This window comes from Streptomyces sp. NPDC034084 (genome assembly GCF_055575535.1).
In genome coordinates this window covers 100,806-114,307 of the sequence record NZ_JBVISK010000002.1, presented here as the reverse complement: position 1 = coordinate 114,307, position 13,502 = coordinate 100,806, and the positions used below count along the sequence as shown (strand labels likewise).

At 72.4% G+C, this 13,502-nt stretch carries 15 protein-coding genes; 6 read left to right on the top strand and 9 right to left on the bottom strand.

Features of this window, described 5'->3' with window-relative positions; all coding sequences use genetic code 11:
* The first annotated feature begins 79 nt into the window (after positions 1–79).
* Positions 80–865 (top strand): polysaccharide deacetylase family protein, encoded by a 786-nt coding sequence (locus ACZ51I_RS06025; protein ID WP_468871839.1) that lies wholly within the window; start codon positions 80–82, stop codon positions 863–865.
* A 357-nt stretch (positions 866–1,222) separates the two neighbouring features.
* On the opposite strand, the gene ACZ51I_RS06020 is transcribed toward ACZ51I_RS06025, so the two are convergent.
* On the bottom strand, positions 1,223–1,672 hold the full coding sequence (locus tag ACZ51I_RS06020) for a peroxiredoxin (RefSeq protein WP_468871837.1): 450 nt from the start codon (positions 1,670–1,672) through the stop codon (positions 1,223–1,225).
* Positions 1,673–1,752: 80 nt separating this feature from the next.
* On the bottom strand, positions 1,753–2,343 hold the full coding sequence (locus ACZ51I_RS06015) for a PadR family transcriptional regulator (protein WP_468871835.1): 591 nt from the start codon (positions 2,341–2,343) through the stop codon (positions 1,753–1,755).
* A gap of 161 nt (positions 2,344–2,504) precedes the next feature.
* On the opposite strand from ACZ51I_RS06015, the gene ACZ51I_RS06010 reads away from it, so the two are divergent.
* The 3 genes from ACZ51I_RS06010 to ACZ51I_RS06000 all read left to right on the top strand — a co-directional run bounded on the left by ACZ51I_RS06010 (position 2,505) and on the right by ACZ51I_RS06000 (position 5,012).
* On the top strand, positions 2,505–2,990 hold the full coding sequence (locus tag ACZ51I_RS06010) for an SRPBCC family protein (RefSeq protein WP_468871833.1): 486 nt from the start codon (positions 2,505–2,507) through the stop codon (positions 2,988–2,990).
* A gap of 269 nt (positions 2,991–3,259) precedes the next feature.
* Positions 3,260–4,609 carry a L,D-transpeptidase gene (locus tag ACZ51I_RS06005; protein ID WP_468871832.1) on the top strand — a complete coding sequence of 450 codons (1,350 nt, stop codon included), beginning with the start codon at positions 3,260–3,262 and terminating at the stop codon, positions 4,607–4,609.
* A gap of 79 nt (positions 4,610–4,688) precedes the next feature.
* Positions 4,689–5,012, top strand: a complete 324-nt coding sequence (locus tag ACZ51I_RS06000; RefSeq protein ID WP_468871831.1) for a CU044_2847 family protein — start codon at positions 4,689–4,691, stop codon at positions 5,010–5,012.
* A gap of 19 nt (positions 5,013–5,031) precedes the next feature.
* On the opposite strand, the gene ACZ51I_RS05995 is transcribed toward ACZ51I_RS06000, so the two are convergent.
* The 4 genes from ACZ51I_RS05995 to ACZ51I_RS05980 form a co-directional block, all read right to left on the bottom strand.
* Positions 5,032–5,847, bottom strand: a complete 816-nt coding sequence (locus tag ACZ51I_RS05995; protein WP_468871829.1) for an ABC transporter permease — start codon at positions 5,845–5,847, stop codon at positions 5,032–5,034.
* Positions 5,848–5,869: 22 nt separating this feature from the next.
* Positions 5,870–6,793 (bottom strand): ABC transporter permease, encoded by a 924-nt coding sequence (locus ACZ51I_RS05990; protein WP_468871827.1) that lies wholly within the window; start codon positions 6,791–6,793, stop codon positions 5,870–5,872.
* 10 nt (positions 6,794–6,803) lie between these two features.
* Entirely contained in the window at positions 6,804–8,003 is a 1,200-nt protein-coding gene (locus ACZ51I_RS05985; RefSeq protein ID WP_468871825.1) for an ABC transporter substrate-binding protein, read from the bottom strand.
* 62 nt (positions 8,004–8,065) lie between these two features.
* Entirely contained in the window at positions 8,066–9,103 is a 1,038-nt protein-coding gene (locus ACZ51I_RS05980; protein WP_468871823.1) for an ABC transporter ATP-binding protein, read from the bottom strand.
* A 129-nt stretch (positions 9,104–9,232) separates the two neighbouring features.
* Between ACZ51I_RS05980 and ACZ51I_RS05975 the strand changes: the two genes are divergently transcribed.
* Together ACZ51I_RS05975 and ACZ51I_RS05970 are read left to right on the top strand one after the other, a co-directional pair.
* Positions 9,233–10,084: a FadR/GntR family transcriptional regulator gene (locus tag ACZ51I_RS05975; RefSeq protein WP_468871821.1), complete on the top strand. Its 852-nt coding sequence runs from the start codon at positions 9,233–9,235 to the stop codon at positions 10,082–10,084.
* Entirely contained in the window at positions 10,038–10,859 is an 822-nt protein-coding gene (locus ACZ51I_RS05970; RefSeq protein ID WP_468871819.1) for a cache domain-containing protein, read from the top strand. Before ACZ51I_RS05975 ends, ACZ51I_RS05970 begins: the two co-directional genes overlap by 47 nt.
* A gap of 62 nt (positions 10,860–10,921) precedes the next feature.
* Here ACZ51I_RS05970 and ACZ51I_RS05965 read toward each other — a convergent pair whose 3' ends face one another.
* The 3 genes from ACZ51I_RS05965 to ACZ51I_RS05955 all read right to left on the bottom strand — a co-directional run bounded on the left by ACZ51I_RS05965 (position 10,922) and on the right by ACZ51I_RS05955 (position 13,479).
* Complete coding sequence (locus tag ACZ51I_RS05965; RefSeq protein ID WP_468871818.1) at positions 10,922–11,542, bottom strand: TOPRIM nucleotidyl transferase/hydrolase domain-containing protein; 621 nt, start codon at positions 11,540–11,542, stop codon at positions 10,922–10,924.
* A gap of 67 nt (positions 11,543–11,609) precedes the next feature.
* Positions 11,610–11,927 carry a cupin domain-containing protein gene (locus ACZ51I_RS05960; protein ID WP_468873777.1) on the bottom strand — a complete coding sequence of 106 codons (318 nt, stop codon included), beginning with the start codon at positions 11,925–11,927 and terminating at the stop codon, positions 11,610–11,612.
* A 235-nt stretch (positions 11,928–12,162) separates the two neighbouring features.
* Positions 12,163–13,479 carry a M20 metallopeptidase family protein gene (locus tag ACZ51I_RS05955; protein ID WP_468871816.1) on the bottom strand — a complete coding sequence of 439 codons (1,317 nt, stop codon included), beginning with the start codon at positions 13,477–13,479 and terminating at the stop codon, positions 12,163–12,165.
* Positions 13,480–13,502 lie beyond the last annotated feature (23 nt).

Sequence of the window (13,502 nt, the reverse complement as noted above, 5' to 3'; positions counted from 1 at the left end):
AGTGCCTTCCGGTCGAGCGCACCGCCCTGACCAGCGGTGACGGCCGTACGGAAGACATCACGGGGAAAGCGGGTCCACCATGTTCCGATCCAGGCCTGGCCGAAGCAGGGCCGTGACCACAGCCCTCCTCGCCACGGCGTCGCTGATGCTGACGCTGGGCGCCTGCGGAGTGGACCCGGTCACGCCGCAGGACGCCCGGCGTGCGGCGGGAACGGACGACAAGGCGGGCGACACGGCCCGTCGCGTCGACTGCTCGAAGGTCAAGTGCATAGCCCTGACCTTCGACGCGGGCCCCGGCAAGGACACCCCCCATCTCCTCGACGTCCTCAAGGAGAAGCAGGTGCCCGCCACCTTCTTCCTCCTCGGCAGCAAGCACGTCGACCGCTATCCCGACGTGGTCCGGCGCATCGCCGCCGAGGGGCACGAGGTGGCCAACCACACCTGGTCGCACCGGATCCTGACCGACCTCGACGAGGCCGAGGTCCGCGAGGAGCTGTCGCGCACCCAGGACGCCATCGAGAAGATCACCGGCCGGAAGCCCACCCTCATGCGCCCTCCGCAGGGCCGCACCGACGGCACGGTGTCCGACGTCAGCCGGGAGCTCGGACTCGCCCAGGTCCTGTGGAGCATCACGGCCAAGGACTACTCGACCACCGACTCGGCGCTCATCCGGCAGCGCGTCCTGGAGAACGCGCACCGCGACGGGATCATCCTGCTCCACGACATCTACGACGGGACCGTCCCGGCCGTGCCCTCGATCATCGAGGAGCTCAAGCGGCGGGGTTTCACGTTCGTGACGGTGCCGGAGCTGCTCGCCCCCGGAAAGGCGGAACCGGGCGAGGTCTACCGCCCCGAGAAGGAGTGACGAGACCCGCCGAAAACGGGTGAGGTGGCTCACATCGCCCACCCAGGATTTCCCGGAACATTCGGGAAAGGTTTACCGTTCATACGTATGTGACTGCGAAGGGGTCCGGTCCCCAAGGTCCCCCCCCCGAGAGGTGACCGCTCTTCGCCGGTCACGGCGATCGGCCCCGGTTGGAATCCCCCGTCCAACCGGGGCTTTGTCGTGCCCGCCGCTGATCCGCCCGCGCCCCCATCCCAGACCCCCGGCCGCCGGGCAGCGATCTTCCCGGGCCGGTGACGACGATCACCCGGCCCTCGCCCGCCCCCCCACGTCGTGACGCCTCGCACCACGAGCAGGGCGGACGCGACGGCAGCCCCGTCAGGGGCGGCGCAGCGCCGCCAGCGCGCGGTCCGCGTGGGCGCTCATCCGCAGTTCGCTGCGGACGACCTCCCGGACCCGCCGGTCCTGGCCGATCACGAAGGTGACCCGTTTCGTCGGGGCGAGCGAGAACCCGCGCTTCACGCCGAACCGCTCTCGTATGACACCGTCCGGGTCGGACAGCAGGGGATAGCCGAGCGAGTGCCGCTCCGCGAACTCCTGCTGCCGCTCCACCCCGTCGGAGCTGATGCCGACGGGCAGGGCGCCCACGGCCCGGAACTCGGCGGCGAGGTCACGGAAGTGACAGGCCTCGGCCGTACAGCCCGGAGTGAGAGCGGCCGGGTAGAAGAAGAGGACGACCGGACCCTCGGCGAGCAGGCCGGCCAACGAGCGCGGGGCACCCGTCTCGTCCGGAAGGCTGAAGTCCTCGACGAGGTCACCGACGTTCATTGCAGGCCCGCCCCGATCCTGTGGCACCACCGGCGCGTCCGGTGGCCGGCCGGTGACGTTACCGCACGGTAGGGCAGGCGTCATCCCTGCCGTGCCGCCTCGGGAGCCGCGTTCCGCGCGGCCGCGCGGCGGTCGAGCACGGCGAGGGCCCGCTCGCCCCAGCGCAGGTTCTCCTCCTCGAAGAACCGCCCGCGCATCAGCGTGAGGTACGGGCCGACGCGCTCGGCCTCGTCCAGATACGTGTCCTCGTCCCGGCCGTCGAGCAGCCGCTCCCGGAGCCGGTCGTAGCGGGCCAGCTTCGCCCTCGCCGTCTCCATCCGCCCGGCCACGAACTCGCGGACGGCCTCCGTGTCGCCCTCGTCGCACGCCTGGACCTGCACCATCAGTTCGTCGCGGATGGCGCTCGGGCGCGGCGGTGTCGTCGTGCAGTCGACCAGGTCCTGCCGGCCCGCCTCCGTGAGGCTGAACATCCTCTTGTTCGGGCGCCGTTCCTGCTCCACCACGCGGGCCGCGATCAGACCGGCCTCGGCGAGCCGCTCCAGCTCGCGGTAGAGCTGCTGCGGGGTGGCGGCCCAGAAGTTGGCGACGGACACGTCGAAGATCTTGGCCAGGTCGTATCCGGAGGCCTCGCCCTCCAGGAGAGCTGCGAGGACGGCGTGCTTGAGCGACATCCGGACACGCTAGCAGCACGTTGAATAGTTTCCTCCGCACCTAATCAACCCACGGAGCACCACCCGGACCGGACGGCGGTTCTTCGCTGGCACGTCCGTCCGGCGCCTGCCTAGGCTGGAGGGGGGCACGCCGCGGGGGAGCAGAGCCGAGGGGCAGCGCGATGGACAGCGACACGTTCGTCTACACCACCTACATCCGGACCACCCCCGAGGAGCTGTGGCAGGCCCTCACCGAACCGGAGCTCACACGCCGCTACTGGGGCGTCGCCTTCGAGTCGGACTGGACCCCGGGCGCGCCCATGGTCTGGGACGAGGACGGCCGCAAGACCGCCGATCCCGAGCAGGTCGTCCTGGAGGCCGAGCCCGGCCGCCTCCTCTCGTACACCTGGCACACCTTCACCCCGGACTGGGCGGAGGCCGTGCGTCTCGACCGGGAGGTGTACGCCCGCCTCGCCCGCGAGCGCCGGTCCCGGGTCACCTTCGTGATCGAGCCGTCCGGAGACATGGTCAAGCTCACGGTCACCCATGGCGATCTGGAGCCCGACGGCAGCATCAAGGCACTGATCGGGGAGGGCTGGCCGGCGTTGATCTCCAGCCTCAAGTCCCTTCTGGAAACCGGCGAGGAACTTCCCGAACCAGCCCGCTGACCCGGCCGGCCGACCGCTGCCCCCTTCGGCCGACCCGCTGCCCCCTTCGGCCGACCCGCCGGGCCGCCCCACTGCCCCGCCCGGCCGATCCGCCGGCCGTCCGACCCACGGACCCGAGCCTCCCCCTCCGCTGGCCCATTCGAGTCGTCTCGCTCCCCACTCCGCCGCCGCGCCCGGCGTCTTGATCATCTTTTTCTCCTCTGATCCGTTTTGATGCTGAGGTCGGCGGCGTCCGCCGACGTCACCGCATGAAGGGACGGGTGTCCGAGGTGTCGTCACGCCGATACGCACGAGGCTGGGGCGCGCTCTCCCTCGCCGCCGGAGCCGTCCTCGTCAGCACCGCGGCCCAGTCGCCGGACCGGGCAGCCGAACCGGAACAGTGGGCCGCCGCCCAGGACGCAACCACCGTCGTCTCGATGGACAGCTGTGCCACCGGCGGCGGCATGTGCTCCGCCCCGCCCCACACGGTCGCCCTCGGCGGCGATCGCGTCCTCACGGGCCGGCCGTTCACGCTCGGTCCGAAGGCCACCGGGCCCGTGGAGCTCGCGCTCCGCACCCCCGGAGTGCTCGCCGACGTCAACGTCACCGACCCGAGCGGCCGCCGCGTCGCCGGGACACCGAGCGCGGACCGCACCCGGTGGACCAGCGCCGCACCCCTGCCGGCCGGAGCCCGCTACGTCGCCCGGCTCGTCGTCGACGGGGCCGGGCCGGGAGGCCCACGCCGCGCCCGCCTCGACTTCAGCACCGAACCGGCGCCCGCGGGCGAGCGGCTCACCGTCACCTTCGGGCCGGAGGACGGCGGCACGTACGGCGTCGGCATGCCGGTCACCGCCGAGCTGAGCCGCCCCGTACCGGCGGACGAACCGGAGGCCCGCCGCGCCGTGGAGCGCGCGCTCGACGTGCGGAGCGAACCGCACGTCGAGGGCGCCTGGTACTGGGTCGACGCCACCACCCTCCACTACCGGCCCCGCACGGTCTGGCCCACCCGCGCCACGGTCCGCGTCCGCAGCGGACTCGACGGCGCCCGCGTCGACGGAGGTCTCTTCGGCGGCCCCGCCCGCCCCCTCACCTTCACCACCGGAGCCCGGATCGAGGCCGTCACCGATGTCGCCGCCCACGAGATGAGCGTGTTCCGTGACGGGGAACTCCTGCACACCTTCCCGGTCACCACGGGCAAGGCCGGCTACCGCACCAGAGGCGGCATCAAGGTCGTCCTCGGCAAGGAGCCGCTCGTCCGTATGCGCGGCGACTCCATCGGCATCGCACGCGGCAGCACCGACTTCTACGACCTCAAGGTCCGCTGGGCCACCCGGGTGACCTGGAGCGGCGAATACCTGCACGCCGCACCGTGGTCGCTCGACTCCCAGGGCAGCGAGGACGTCAGCCACGGCTGTACGGGCATGAGCACCGAGGACGCGGCCTGGCTCTACCGCACGGTGCGGGAGGGGGATCTCGTACGGGTCGTCAACGGGTACGGGCAGCCCATGACGCCCTTCGACAACGGCTTCGGCGACTGGAACCTCAGCTGGCCCGAGTGGCTGCGCGGCAGCGCCCTCGCCGGCGATGCCACCGGCTCCGCGTCCAGGCCGGCGGCGGGCGCCCTGAGCCCGACACTCTGAGCGGCCCGATCCGTCCCTCTCGTACGCCCCTCGGCGATACTGACGGCCTGTCCGTTCCCACCGACCGCAGGGAGCTTCGATGCCGGACGTCACCAAGGTCGAGGTCGGGGACGCGACCCTCTACGTGGAGGCCCGGCGCCTCGGACCCGACCCGGAACTCGACGACAGCGACCTCGAAGGACTCGGCGACCGGCTCCCCGACCTCTCCCGGGTCACCGAGGCCCTCGCCTCCTTCGCCGGACAGATCGGCGAGGCCCTCCACCAGGCGGCCCCGGACCGCGCCACCGTCGAGTTCGGCTGCCAGCTGGGCCTGGACGCGGGCAAGCTCACCGCTCTGGTCGTCCAGGGCGGCGCGAACGCGAGCCTGCGTGTGACCCTCGAATGGGTGAAGAAGCCGCACTGAGAGTTCCTGCCGCCGTCCCTCACACCCGTCCGCCGCCCGGCGTGTCCGAGGAGAGACGCTGCGCCGCGTAGATCGGGACCACCGAGAGCAGGACGAGCACCGCCGCGACCACGTTCACCACCGGGGCCTGCTGAGGGCGGGTCATGTTGTTGAAGATCCACACCGGCAGGGTCTGCACCGCGGGGCCCGCCGTGAACGTCGTCACCACGATCTCGTCGAAGGACAGCGCGAAGGCCAGCAGCCCGCCCGCGAGCAGTGCCGACCGCAGCAGCGGGAAGGTGATGTCCCGGAAGACGCGGAACGTGTGCGCCCCCAGGTCCATCGCCGCCTCCTCGTACGAGCCGGGCAGCCGCCGCAGCCGCGCCACCACGTTGTTGAAGACGACCACGATGCAGAAGGTGGCGTGCCCCACGACCACCGTGAACATCCCGAGACCGACGCCCAGGGGTTCCAGGACCGTGCTGAAGGCCGAGTTGAGCGCGATGCCCGTGACGATGCCGGGCAGCGCGATCGGCAGGACCACCGCGAAGGAGACGGCCTCCCGTCCGAAGAAGGAGTACCGCTGCACCGCGAAGGCGATGAGCGTGCCGAGCACCAGAGCCACCGCCGTCGCCGCCAGACCGGCCCGGACCGAGGTCCACAGCGCCGCGCGGGCGCCCTCGTTGTCCCAGGCCGCCGCCCACCAGTCGAGCGTGAGGCCGGGCGGCGGCCAGCTCGCCGAGCGGTCGGGGTTGAGCGAGCCGAGCAGGACGAGCAGCAGGGGCAGGTAGATCGCCGCGAAGCCGAGACCGGCCGCGGTGCGCAGCGCGATCCGCGCGGGACGGGAGAGGTTCATCGGTCGCGGTCCTTCCGGCCGGTCACAGGCTGCGCAGCGCACCGGAGCGCCGCACCGCGAGCAGGTACAGCACGATGACGGCGACCGGCACGGTGCCGAGCGCGGCCGCCAGCGGCAGGTTCAGGGTGACGTTGGAGTAGACGAGGTTGCCGATCAGCTGGGTCTTGCCCCCGACGATCTGCACGGTGATGTAGTCGCCGAGGCTGAGGGAGAAGGTGAAGACGGACCCCGCGGGCACCGCCGGCCACACCAGAGGCAGCACCACCGAGACGAAGGTGCGCCAGGTCCTCGCCCCGAGATCCGCCGAGGCGTGCAGCAGGCTGTCGGGGAGCTGGGCGAGCGCGGTGTGGATCGGCAGCACCATGTACGGCAGCCAGAGGTACGTCAGGACGAGCACCGTCGCCGTGAGCCCGTACCCCGGCCCGCTCAGGCCGAACGGTCGCAGGGCCCAGTCCAGCGGCCCGCCCTCGGAGAGGATGAGCCGCCACGCGTACACCTTCACGAGGTAGCCGGCCCACAGCGGCATGAGCAGCGCCACCACGAAGAACGGGCGGCGGCGCGGGTGCGCGACACGGGCCGTGTAGAACGCGAGCGGGAAGGCGAGGACGGCGCAGAGCGCGGTCACGGCGAGGGCGACGCCGATGGTGCGCAGGGCGACCGTCCGGTAGACGGGGGAGGTGACGAGTTCCTCGAAGTTCCGCGAGGTCCAGATCCGGACGACCTCGGAGGTGAAGGTGTCGGTCGACCAGAACGCGGACAGGAACAGCGCCGCGAGGGAGCCGAGATAGGCGAGGACCAGCCAGAGCAGCGGGGCGGTGAGGAGGGCCGCGAGCCGCAGCCGGGGCCGCCGGTGCAGGGCCCCGGCGAACCGCCGGACGGCGGCCCGGCCGGGGGCGGCGGTTCGCGTCGCGGACTCGGGGGAGAGCCCGGGGGAGAGTGCGGTCATGGCTCGGGGGTCAGCCCTTGATCTCGGTCCAGGCCTGGACCCACTTGGCGTACGGCACGCAGCGCGCGTCCGTCCGGCCGTCCAGGCACTGCTCGATGGGCGTGGTCCAGAAGTGGACCCGCTGCCAATACGCCTCGTCGCCGGCGTGGAAGACGGCGCAGTGGTTCTTGTCGGCGGTCTCGGCGCACGACTTCGCGTTGGCCGGGGCCTCGCCGGAGTACTCGGCGACCTGCGCGTTGGTCTTCGGCGAGACGATCCAGTCGAGCCACTTGTAGGCGCAGGTGGGGTGCTTGGCCCTGGCCGAGACCATCCAGGTGTCGGACCAGCCGGTGGAGCCCTCCTTCGGCAGGACCGCCTCGACCTTCCCGCCCTCGGCCTTGGTGAGGTTGGCGATCACCTGCCAACTGGTGCCGACGACCGAGTCGCCGCTCTTGAAGGCGGAGACCTCCTTGAGGTAGTCGCTCCAGTACTCGCCGATGTGCGCGTTCTGTTCCTTGAGCAGGGCCACGGCGGCGTCGAACTGCTTCTGGTCGAGCGCGTACGGGTTCTTGATGCCCAGCTCGGGCTTGGTCGCCCTGAGGTACAGGGCGGCGTCGGCGAGGTAGATGGGGGAGTCGTACGCGGTGACCTTGCCGCTGTGGGCCGAGGCCTCGTCGAAGACGGCGGACCAGGAGTCGGGGGCCGGCGTCACCTTCTCCTTGTCGTACATGAGGAGGTTGGCGCCGCGGCCGTGCGGGATGCCGTAGGCGACGCCCTTGACGGAGTTCCACTCCTTGTTCTTGAGCCCGGCGAAGACGTCGGCGTAGTTCGGCACGAGTGCGGTGTTCACGGGGGCCGCGTCGCCGGAGGCGATCAGGCGGAGGGAGGCGTCGCCGGAGGCGGAGACGGCGTCGTACGCCCCGGTCTTCATCAGCGAGACCATCTCGTCGGAGGTGGCGGCGGTCTTGGTGTTGACCTGGCAGCCGGTCTGCTTCTCGAAGGGGCTGACCCAGTCGACCTCGGGGTCGTTGGATCCGTCCTCGGCGTATCCGGCCCAGGCGATCAGATTGACCTCGCCCTCGGCCTTGCCGAGTGAGGCCGGCGCCTTGAGGTCGGGCGGGTTGAGACCGCCGGGCTTCCCGGAACCCGCCGGGTCGGCGGATCCGCAGGCGGTGACGAGGAGCAGCCCGGAGAGGGCGGCTGCGGTCAGGAGGGAGCGGTGCGAGCGCACGAGAGTCTCCGTTGCGTGAGGGGACGAGGGGCGTGGAGGAGGGGCAGGACGGAGCAGCGGGTCTACGGGGCGTCCGGAACTCGCACGGCGTGGTCCGGGTGCCACTGGAGGCCGATCCGGGCGCCCCGGAAGGCGGCGAGGTCGGCGGAGGAGGTCTCCAGGTTCTGCTGGAGGGCGGTGAGCCGGCCGCCCCCGTCGAGGTCGACCAGGAAGCGGGTGGAGTCGCCGAGGTAGACGACCTCCGCGACCGTGCCGGCGGCCGTGGCGTGCCCGGGGGCGCCGGCCGCCTTGCGGTCGGGCAGCACGCGGATCTTCTCCGGCCGGATGCTGTACGTGCCCGGCGCCCCGACCACGCGTCGGGCGGTCTCTCCCGTCAGCAGGTTGGAGGTGCCGACGAAGCCGGCGACGAACGGGGTCGCGGGACGCTCGTAGATCTCGGCGGGGGCGGCGACCTGTTCGATCCGGCCCTGGTGGAAGACGGCGATCCGGTCGCTCATCGTGAGGGCCTCCTCCTGGTCGTGGGTGACGAAGACGAAGGTGATGCCGACCTCCCGCTGGATCTCCTTGAGTTCGACCTGCATCCGTTCGCGGAGCTTGAGGTCGAGTGCGCCGAGGGGTTCGTCGAGCAGCAGGACCCGGGGGCGGCCGACGAGCGCGCGGGCCAGGGCGACCCGCTGTCGCTGACCGCCGGAGAGCTCGGCGGGCCGGCGCCTGCCGAGACCTTCGAGGCCGACCTGCGCGAGGGCGGCCCGGGCGCGCACGAGACGCTCGGCGCGCGGCACGCCGCGGACCTTGAGGCCGTAGGCGACGTTCTGCTCGACCGTCATGTGCGGGAAGAGCGCGTAGTCCTGGAAGACGGTGTGCACGTCGCGTTCGAAGGGGGCGAGCCGGGTGACGTCGCGGCCGGCGAGTTCGACGGTGCCGGCGCTCGGCGCCTCGAAGCCGGCGATCATCCGCAGCACGGTCGTCTTCCCGGAGCCCGAGGGGCCGAGCATCGAGAAGAACTCGCCGTCCGCGATCTCCAGGTCCACCCCGGCCACGGCCTCCGTCCGGCCGTAGGTCTTGCGCAGTCCCGTCAGCCGGATCGCCATTCCCTCCATCAGCGGGAACCTTTCTGGTGCGGTGGAGCGTTGCTCGGGTGAGCGTAAAGATATGAAGTCATAGTTCAGATCTCAAGACCCCTTTAAGGTAAAGCCTGAGTCAACGCCCGACGCGCGAGGTGGTTAACCGTGAGACCGAACGGCAGGCCCGACGACGGAGGCGGCGCGGCCGCGACGGGCGCGGCCCGCAGGGCCGTCTTCGCCCCCGTCGACACCCGGGCCCGGGTCGACACCGTCGTCCGCCGCATCGGTGACGCCATCGAGCTCGGACTCCTCGCCGACGGGGAGCAGTTGCCCGGCGAGACCGAACTCGCCGGGCAGCTCGGCGTCTCCACCGTCACCCTGCGCGAGGCGCTCATGGCCCTGCGGCAGCAAGGGCTCGTCACCACCCGCAGAGGCCGCGGCGGAGGCAGCTTCGTCACCCTGCCCGACCACCCGCCGGAGGAGCGGCTGCGCGCCCGCCTCGCCGACTGGTCCACCGAGGAACTCCGCGACCTCGGCGACCACTGGGCCGCCGTCTCGGGCACCGCCGCCCTGCTCGCCGCCCGGCGCACCCAGCCCGGAGACCTGCGCCCCCTCACCCGTACGGTCGAGGAGCTCGCCGCCGCCGCGGAACCGGCCACCCGCAGCAGGCTCTACGGCCGCTTCCACGTCGAACTGGCCGCCGCCGCCCAGTCCGCCCGCCTCACCCGCGAGGAGATCGCCCTCCAGACGGACCTGGGCGCCCTCCTCTGTCTCGTCCTCGACGACCCCGTCCATCTCGGCAATGTGGCGGATCGTCACCGCGCCGTGATCTCGGCGGTGCAGGATGAGGCCGACGAGCGGGCCAGAACGCTCGCCGAGACGTGTGTACGGGAGTCGGTGGGGCGGCTGATCGCGCTGCGCCTCGACACCCCCGGCCGCACCACCGAGCCTCGTCCCGAGGAGGACACGCATGGGCAGGAGCACCGGGCTCACGGGCCACGCGGGGGCCATCGCTGACACCACGCGTGCGGGCGGGGCGACGGCGTACCAGGACCAGGACCCGGTCCGCGAGGTCGTCCGCCGCGTACGAGACACCCTCGAAGAGGTCTTCGCCGCCGTCGCCGAGACCTGCGCCGACACCGGCACCCTGCTCACCGACGCGGCCGCCCCGGGCCGCGAGCCCGTCGCCGCCGACCTGGCCGCCCTGCGCCCCGGACTCCGCGCCCGGCTCGCCGCCCACCCCCTCGTCTCCGGCGTGGGGTTCGTCGCCGCGCCCGGCCTCCTCGCCGACGTACCGGGCTGGCTGGAGTGGTGGCAGCGCGGTCCCGGCGGAGCCGTCCGGCCGCTCCTGCTCGACCTCGACCCGGAGCACTCCGCCTACTCCGACTACACCCACTGGGACTGGTACACCCTGCCCCGCGAGACCGGGCGCCGGGCCGTCGCCGGGCCCTACGTGGACTACCTGTGCTCCGACGAGTACAGCCTCACGCTCTCCGCGCCGATCACGCTCGACGGCCGGTTCGTGGGCGTCGCGGCGGCCGACGTCTACCTGCGGCACTTCGAGGCGGCCGTCCTGCCCGTGCTCCAACGGCTCGCCGCACCCGCGCGGCTGGTCAACGCGCGGGGCCGGGTCGCCGCCTCCACCGACCCGGCCCATCTCGCCGGATCCCTCACCAAGGGCCCCGACTTCGCCGCCGTCCTCGCCGGACCGCCGACCGAACACCGCGCCGACGGCCTCCGCCTGCGGCCCTGCGCCGGGACGCCACTCGTCCTGGTCACGGCGGACGCCTGAGCGACCAGCCCGTCAGCGAACGGACCCCGCCGGATCACGTCAGTGAGCCAGTCCCCGGCCGGTCACAGAACCGCCAGGAGGTCGTTCAGCGGCGCCGGTGCCCGATCGGTGTCGAGCGCCTCCACCAGGAGCGTGCCGTACCGGATCTTGCGGCCCTTCTTCGTGCCGAGGAAGCGCCGCAGCTGCTGGTGCCGCGGCCGGCCGTGCTGGGCGGGCTGGTTCAGGAAGGTCTGCCAGGCGCGCAGATCGCCCTCCGCGCTGATGATCTCCTCGACCTTCGACGGCCCCAACGCCCGGATGAACTCGTCCTCCAGATCCGCCACACAGACGAAGAAGTCCTGGCGCGGCGCTCCGGCGCGGAGCAGCCCGCGCTCGTAGAAGCCCTGCTCGCGCTCGTCGCACAGGCCCGTCAGACGCAGGTCGAGACCGGGAGGCCCGAGCAGTTCGGCGTAGCGGGCGATGCTCATCGCCCCGCCCATCGACACCACGCACACGCCTTCCGCGGCCAGGTCACGGCCGCGCCGCCCGGCCAGCGTCTCGACGGCCGCGACGTCGCTCGGTCCTTCCAGGAGCACCGCCGCCCGCACCCCCAGACCCGTGGCGAGTTCCCTCGCCGTGTCGCCGCCGCAATCGCCCGCCGCCCAGCGGCGCAGCTCGTCCTGGAACGCCCTCATGTCTGCCATGGGGCGAGTCTGCACGCCCCGGCAGCGGTACGGGACCGAATATCTCGGCGCCCCGCCAGCCACTCCCTCAGTCGTTCACCGCGGTCAGCAGCACCACCGCGTCCTCCAGAGCCGTCAGCCCGTGCCGTTCCTTGGGGATCATCCGCAGCGTGCCCACCCGCAGCTCCTCCGCCCACCCGGCCGCCGTCAGGTTGACCCGGCCCCGCAGCACCTGGAGGCTCGCGGCCGGCGGCGCGTTGTGCTCGTCGAGGGAGGTGCCCGAGGTGAGGGCGATGACGGTCTGCCGCAGCACCCCGTCGTGCATCACCAGATGGGCGCTGCGCCCGTGCGGCGCCGTACGGGCCGCGGACAGGTGCTCGTCGGCGAGGGCGGTGAGGTCCAGCATCATGACTCTCCCTGCGGATGCGCGGGCGGATACCCCCAGCCTCTCGTGTGACGTCCCGGCCGCAACTCGGGACCGCCGGCCGCGCCCCCCGTCCGGTCCCCGGCCGGGGACCGGATGCCGCCACCGGGCAGGAGGCCCTCTTCGAATGCGGCCTCGTGTGGCCGACCGCCTCCGACTCCGCGCTGCGCAGGGCGTTCGTGGCGGCGGCCGTGACCACGTCCAGAGACCGGAGACATCAGCCGGTGCGGGGACGGCCGGCCTTCCCGGTCGGCGCCAGAGCGCCCGTCAGATGGTCGTACGCGACGTGCGCGTGGAGCCGGACGCCGGTGACCAGCGTGTCGTCGTCCGCGTAGAAGTGCGGGTTGTGGTTCGTGACCAGTCCGCGCCCACCCTCCACCGGAACCGGCCGGCCGGACGCGTTCAGCGTGGCGTCCTGGACCCCGAGCATCACGTACAGGCCGCCGAACCGGCCGACGAACTCGGAGACGTCGTCGTACCCGAGCGTCGCACCCGTCTCCACCAGGCGCTCCCCGCCGACCACCCGGCGGAGGGTCGGCAGACCGGCCTCCACCCACGGCCCGCTGTTGTGCACGGGCGGCACGGACTGCAGGTAATCCACCGCGGCCGTCGCGCCGTACGCCGCCGCGGAGTGCTCGGCCAGCGTCGTCAGACGGCGCTGGACCTCGGCCATGTCGGACTCCACGGCACAGCGGACCGTGCCCCACAGGGTCACCGTCTGGCCGATGATGTTGAAGCGGCCCACGTCCTCGACGTGTCCGATCGTCACGGTGACCGGGTCGAAGGCCGAGACCTGCCGGTACAGCTGGCCGATGCCGGTGAGGACGGCGCCGGCCGCGGGCATCGGGTCGACGCCCTCCCACGGGGTGGAGCCGTGCACCTGCTGTCCGGTGACGACGATACGGACCAGGGTGGACGCCCCGTACTGGTTGCCGATCCTGTATCCGACGTACCCCTTCGGGTACGGCGTCACATGCACGCCGAAGGCCATCGTCGGCACCGGGCCGGCGAAGGCCCCGGCCTCCACCATCGCCCGGGCCCCGCCCTCCTCCGTGACCGGCGGGCCCTCCTCGGCGGGCTGGAAGACGAAGAGGACCGTGCCGGGAAGCCGGTCGCGGACACCCGCGAGCACCGTCGCCGCGCCCATCAGCATCGCCGTGTGGCAGTCGTGCCCACAGGCGTGCGACACCGGGAACGGGCCGCCAGGGTAGTCGGCGTCCACCACCTCGGAGGCGAAGTCCGCGCCGCAGAGGTCCCTCACGGGCAGCGCGTCCATGTCGGCGCGCAGCGCCACGACCCGCTCGCCGCCCGGCGCAGCCCCGCGCAGGACGCCCACGACGCCGTGTCCCGCGATGCCCGTACGGACCTCGTCGAGGCCCAGCGCGCGCAGGTGGTCCGCCACCAGACGGGCCGTGTTCACCTCCCGGTTGGACAGCTCCGGATGCCGGTGCAGATGGCGCCGCCAGGCCACCACCCTGGCGGCCTCATCGGCCGCCCGCTCGTCCAGTTCGTCGTGGATCGCCTCGCTGTCCATCGGGGGACTCCCTCTCGTACCGG

Excerpts from the sequence above, each read along its gene's own strand:
- ACZ51I_RS06025 (WP_468871839.1), top strand. The coding sequence starts at position 80 with ATGTTCCGATCCAGGCCTGGCCGAAGCAGGGCCGTGACCACAGCCCTC.
- ACZ51I_RS06020 (WP_468871837.1), bottom strand. The coding sequence starts at position 1,672 with ATGAACGTCGGTGACCTCGTCGAGGACTTCAGCCTTCCGGACGAGACG.
- ACZ51I_RS06015 (WP_468871835.1), bottom strand. The coding sequence starts at position 2,343 with ATGTCGCTCAAGCACGCCGTCCTCGCAGCTCTCCTGGAGGGCGAGGCC.
- ACZ51I_RS06010 (WP_468871833.1), top strand. The coding sequence starts at position 2,505 with ATGGACAGCGACACGTTCGTCTACACCACCTACATCCGGACCACCCCC.
- ACZ51I_RS06000 (WP_468871831.1), top strand. The coding sequence starts at position 4,689 with ATGCCGGACGTCACCAAGGTCGAGGTCGGGGACGCGACCCTCTACGTG.
- ACZ51I_RS05995 (WP_468871829.1), bottom strand. The coding sequence starts at position 5,847 with ATGAACCTCTCCCGTCCCGCGCGGATCGCGCTGCGCACCGCGGCCGGT.
- ACZ51I_RS05990 (WP_468871827.1), bottom strand. The coding sequence starts at position 6,793 with ATGACCGCACTCTCCCCCGGGCTCTCCCCCGAGTCCGCGACGCGAACC.
- ACZ51I_RS05980 (WP_468871823.1), bottom strand. The coding sequence starts at position 9,103 with ATGGAGGGAATGGCGATCCGGCTGACGGGACTGCGCAAGACCTACGGC.
- ACZ51I_RS05970 (WP_468871819.1), top strand. The coding sequence starts at position 10,038 with ATGGGCAGGAGCACCGGGCTCACGGGCCACGCGGGGGCCATCGCTGAC.
- ACZ51I_RS05965 (WP_468871818.1), bottom strand. The coding sequence starts at position 11,542 with ATGGCAGACATGAGGGCGTTCCAGGACGAGCTGCGCCGCTGGGCGGCG.
- ACZ51I_RS05960 (WP_468873777.1), bottom strand. The coding sequence starts at position 11,927 with ATGCTGGACCTCACCGCCCTCGCCGACGAGCACCTGTCCGCGGCCCGT.
- ACZ51I_RS05955 (WP_468871816.1), bottom strand. The coding sequence starts at position 13,479 with ATGGACAGCGAGGCGATCCACGACGAACTGGACGAGCGGGCGGCCGAT.